This is a genomic window from Mesomycoplasma ovipneumoniae (assembly GCF_033343935.1).
GTDB classification, from domain to species: domain Bacteria; phylum Bacillota_I; class Bacilli_A; order Mycoplasmatales; family Metamycoplasmataceae; genus Mesomycoplasma; species Mesomycoplasma ovipneumoniae_G.
This window is the reverse complement of sequence record NZ_JAWPGQ010000024.1, coordinates 1-5,847: the sequence shown is the minus strand read 5'-3', so window position 1 is coordinate 5,847 and position 5,847 is coordinate 1. Positions and strand designations below refer to the sequence as shown.

Below are 5,847 nucleotides of genomic sequence, written 5' to 3'. Positions count from 1 at the left end.
TATTGTTTTGGTATTCTTGATTTGCTTTTTTCATAATTATCTCCTTTAATTGGTTAAAATAAACTAGTTGTTTAGATTAATAAGTAATTCTAAGTCAGGCTTTATCGTGCGATACCCATGGTACAAAATAAGGATTTTCAGCATCAACTTGGAGTCCATCATAACCTTTTACTGGGAAGAGGTACTTATGGACTGGTTGTCCATTACCAGGGTTAAAGTTTTTATACTGTTGATTTTCAACATATTGATTCTGACCAACATCTTGGCTTAAAGCAGGGTTTTGGGTGAAATTTGGCGGTAAATAAGGGAAAACTAGTAGACCCATGAAATTTAAATTTGTCCCGGCTTTTGGAAGTTCTTCTTCTGATCAATTAGGTGGAGCTAAATTTATTCAAAGAGTTCTATCATTAACATTGATATCATCTTGTAATTTGATAGGAACTCCGTTTTTATTTCCAAACAAATAGATTTTACCCGCTTGATCAACAAAAGCTGCATAAGAAACAGTTGGTAAGATTTCCTGAAGTTTTACACCAAAGCCAATTTTGTTTTCCGGATTATTAAATTCAATTCTTAGCCATTTTGCGGCTGGGTCATATGTAGCGGTTTTTATACCAAAAGGATGACGAGTTTGTTTTTTAAAAAGCTCATCTAAATAATTTTCTATGTTACGATGAGCATAAGGTATTCCGTAAATTTGATCGGCTATATTTTGATTAGCCATACCTGGATTATTATCTTGTCCAGTAACAAGAGTTTTTACAGGTCCGGTTGGGCCGATAAAAAAAGTTTTATCATGGTTTAAGGTTCCAAAATCTCTATGCGTTTTTTCAAAAAGCGATCTAGTGAAGGCGTCAATAATTAGTCCTTGTTGCCTATTTTTATCAAACTGTCTAACTTCTGAACCATGCCAAACATTTCCGGATGGATTTGCCCAAAAATTACCTCAGTATGGGTCTTCTTTTTGGATTATTGGCGAAGTCATGAATGTAAGATTTACATTGCTTGAGAAAACAGGTATTAATGGTTCGTAATCATTGTGTTGATTTTCTGGTTTTCATAGATCATTTGGGTTTAATAATTTTGGATAAATACTAATAATTTTTTTAGCGAACGCTTGAGGATTTGTCCAATGATAAGTCATTATTAAACCAATTTTTGTTATTTTATCTTGAACATCAACTTTTGCTAGTCTAATGGCATAAAATTTATCATTAGTCGTGTTGACTCTTGGTTCTTGCCTTGGTTCTAAAGTTTTAGGAATCTTTTGGGTTAGCTCAATATATTCTTTATTTGGAGTAGTTAAGAGACTAGCAAATGGATTGGAAAGATCGTAGTCATAACCTTTTACATCAAAATCAAGACTATAAATAATACCTGAATCTTGCCTAAAACTATTATAATTGGTGGTACGGCTTACTCCAGCATCATTCGATCCATCAACTCCATATAAAGCTTGTCGAGCTGGTGTTGATTGATCTCGAATTAAGGTTGATTGAAAATTGAAAAAAATATTACTTGATAAATCAACTCAATTACCTAAACCATTTACACCTGTAATTTGAGCTTTACTAAATTTATTCCTTAATGGTGCTAAAAGATTTTTTGGATCTTCAAATTCCATTTCAATATAAGCACCAATTTGGTTCAGTGGCTTAATTTCAGATTTTTTCAATAATATTCTGTTTGTATATTTGGCAAAATCATCAAGTTCGATTGTTTGAATTCTTGACACAGCATTTTGTTGAGCAAAACCAGTACCACCAGTACCAGTATAAGCTTGTCTATTATTATTTTTGTTGGCTGTCTGATTAGTATTAATATTAGTTATAAGTTTTGAAAACTCTGATGCCTCACGGGTTTCATTATCTTTGAAATATTTATACTGAATAGCAACACGCATCTTGTAATATATTAGCCAAGATGCATCACCTTTAAGAGTAAAAGCAAAATAACGATAAGAGTTTGGGTTTGTTAAGTGTGGACTGGATTTAAATACGTCTGATTTATATTTTGTTAAAACTTGAATTCTATCGAGTTGTTGTCTGTGTTGTCTTAATCTTTCTAAACGTTGGGTAATAGCCGCTTTTATTTCAGCGCCTTGTCTTCGAAGCTCAGCTTCATAATTTGTCTTATTACCTCTAGTTGCAAGTTCTTTGATCAAATTAATCCGAATTTCATCTTGCTGATTAAAGTTTTTTATTTCGTTTTCTATTGTTTGAATTTGTTTGTCAACTTCAGCTTGCTGAATTAAAAGTCGTTGTAGCTCAGGACCTTCTTCATACTCAGTTGGTGGGCCGGCTAGTTCACGTGGATTATATAATTCAATAAAGGAATCTGTAAAATTTGGCTCATATTTTGCCACTTGGATTCAATTAATGGCATCGGTGCGGTTATTCTGTAGATCTTTATCCTCGCTCCCCTCAAGAATTAATTTCCAATCTTTCATTGATGCCTCATCAATTGCTCGATAAGGATCGTCAAAGGCAAAGTAAATAGTTTGTTCAAAAGTATCTTCTTTTCCTGAATGATTATAAAAATTAGTAATTCCAGCTTTGACTAATGGTGGCTGGGCTAATTGAGTTGTAAACTCAAGATTATTTTTGTTAGGAACAGTAGCTTGGGTATCATCAAGATTTAAAGTAATTTGATTTGAAACATCAGCATCAACTGTTTGAATTTGACTTATTTTATAAGTTGTTGAAGGATAGAAATTAGCATCTTGAGCATCGGTAACTTCTTTATTTTGTAGACTTGCAATAAGTGCTTTTTTGCTATCATCGTAGCTAACATCAAATTCATATTCTTTTTCAGCCGCATTGTCACCGGTTGTTAGCTCTTTGCCTGTAGGGTCAAGTGCTTTAAATTTAACTTTAATTCTTTTATTATTTAGTGATCACATTTGAACTGGATCTAAATTTAAGGTTAAATTTTCAGGTGCGTATTCAGGGCTAGGGGTAGCACCTGTGCTAGTATAATTTCTAGGCGCTTGGGTTAAAATAATTCTTTCAGGTGAAAGCTCAGTAAAAGGAGTTTTGAATATTTTTGCACTTGAACTAGCATCTTGTTGAACTGATCCAGGTTGGTCTAATCTAAGTATATAGTCTTGTTCACCAAAAGGAATTTCCAAATCTTGGCCTTGAAGTTTTAAAATTTTGTACTCAACATTTGGAATTAAATTATCTAATTCATATTCAATTTCAAATCTAGACTTATCCTGAAATCTTGTAACTTGTGATTGGGTAATTAATGTAATTGGAATTTTATTTGCTGTTTGTTGGTTTGGATCGGGTTGAATAGATAAAACAATCGGATTGTCAACAACACGCTCAAAGTTAGCTGGATCACCTTTTAATCTAATTTTTAATTTTGCACTTGTATCTTTAAGTTCAGACACAACTAAAGACTCAATAACAGTCGGAATAATAACTTCTGATTCCAATATAGGAGCATAATCCAAATTATATTGTCTTTCAGGAACGGCAACTACAATATCCTCAGGTCTTCTACCTTTAAGATCAGTATCACTTGAAACACTTTTGAGTGTAAATTCAAAGCCAATTTTGGTTCCTGGTTGGATTCTATTTTGGGTGTTTCTATCCAAATCAATTTCAACTTTATAAGGAGTTGCTGTTTTTGTCGCATCTTTTTGTACTTGTAGACTAGGAATTGTGGCTACATCAGTATTATCATTTTTGTTTTTAATTTTAACTTCAAATGTTGCACCTTCTAAAAATGAATTATCATTATCAAAGTAAAGACTTACATTTCCAAAAACTTTTGACCCATCTTCTTTTGTAGGATTGAGACCTCCTGAATTTGGGGTAGAACCTGAAGCTGCAGTATTTCCTGAACCTGTATTACTTCCAGTAGTTCCGGTTTTTAAGTCTTTAACTTCTAAGTCAGCAAGGAAAATTTTTTGAACTGTTGGTGTAAATTGTAGTCTAGTTGAGCTAGCTAAATGATCAATTTTAACTCCACCGATTTCGAAATTTTTAATATCATAAGTATGGAATCTATCAAGGTTGTTTAATTTAAAAGTAACCCTTCCAGTTGTTGGGTCATATTGAGATTCGGATATAAAACTAATTTCTGTTTGATCAGCAGCAGTTCCAGGAGCTGAGCCTGCTGGCACAGTTGCTGAGTTAGCATCTGAACGAATAATAGTAATTGTGGCAAAACTTCTTGGGATTTGTAAAAAATGTTTATTAAAAGTAAATTCTAATGTTGCTGATCTACCATCGGCATCTGTATTGTCATCTTGAGAAAAATTAGTTCTTTCTTCATACTCAAATTGAGCTTTAGTTTCAAAAAATGGAATTTTTTGATCTACAGGAGCATTTTCGACCTCAACTGAGTCAAATTTGGCAACTTCCATTCTATTTGGACCTAATACTGTTGCAACTTGATTTCTGGCATCAACAGTTTTAATTCTTAAATTACGATTTGAAGTTGATAGTCTACCCGCCCCTGGAGCTGGTGAGGTAGCTTCTTTAATTGTAAATTTAGTAATTTCGTAAGTTTTATTTGGGGCTAAACTGGTTCTGGTTCTTTGATCTTTTGAACTAGTATTATCGATTGTTACACGTGAAATTGGACCATCAGGAATAAAACTAAATTTGGTTACTGAAGGACGAGCAGCACCTCTACCTTGAGTAGTTGGAGTCGGCTGATCAAGTTTTTCGGTAATTTCAAGTTCAACTTTGTGTTTGTTTCTTCAAAGATATTCGTCTTTTTCGTCAAATTGGAAAATAACATTTGCTGCCTCATCTTGATAGGCTCCAACTTGGGAAAAATTAGTAAGTCAAGCTTTTTTCCCTGGAGTTGTAAACTGAGTTTTGTCAACTCTTGTAGTTTTATACTCGGAGAGTTCAATTTTTTGATCTTTATAAGCAAAAAATTCAATATTATAAAGAGAAGCTTTATTTAAATTAGTTTCAAAAGTAGCAACATAGAAATGTGAAGCACCAGTCCCTCTTCCTGAATCTGTTAATTTTTTAATTGAACTAGCTTTTCTTATTTGTTCATATTTTTTAAGAGATTCATTGTATAGTTGTACCCTAAAATTATTTTTATCACTATCTTGATCTGATAGATCTTCTGAAGAAATAAAGTATGCATAAATTGTTGCATCAATTCCTGAAAACTTATCTTTTTCTTCAACATAAATTAGCTGGTCATACAAAGCAATTGGACTTGTTTGAATAATTGATGTTTCGTTAATTGCTTGGTTGCCTTGTGATTTATCTCTATCAAAAGTTGCTAGAGAATTATAATTTGAGTTAAAATCAACAAGATTTTGACTTGGGCTTGCTACACTTCGCTTTGCCCGACCAGAAGTTGAGCTTGGTTTTTGAACTAGTTCAACTTTTGTGATTTTATAATTATAAGTTTCAAATAATTTGTTTGGATTAATTGTCTTAACTTGAGTAGAAACGCTTCCCTCAACATTTGTCGGCTTTCTTAAAACTGTATTTGTGTCACGATCAACAGTGAATGTTGTTTTAGCTTCAGGTATAATTAGTGTTTTCTGACTTGAGTTAGTATAATTATCTTTAAGCTCAACGCTAACAGTTGAGTCAGAATTAATTATTCCATTAACAGTTGAGACTGTTGTATTTGCATTGGTCTTATCAATCCGTTGGTATGAGACTCTAACGGTATAATTTTCTAAATATTGGGCAACTTGATCATCAAGGGTAATTTTAACATTAGCAGTTTTTTTGCTTGAATTATAGCTTGAGTCAATTTTTTTAACACTAAAACTAGTTGGGGTTGTTCGAAATAGTTTATCTTCGTATTTAACTGACTTATCATCAAAGGCAATTACTTGTTCAGCATTGTTAT

The 5,847-nt window shown here is 32.7% G+C and carries 1 protein-coding gene; it reads right to left on the bottom strand.

The features are described 5' to 3' along the window. Positions 1-76: 76 nt before the first annotated feature. A partial coding sequence (locus tag R7X45_RS03715) for a hypothetical protein (protein ID WP_318055956.1) occupies positions 77-5,847 on the bottom strand: 5,771 nt, incomplete at its 5' end.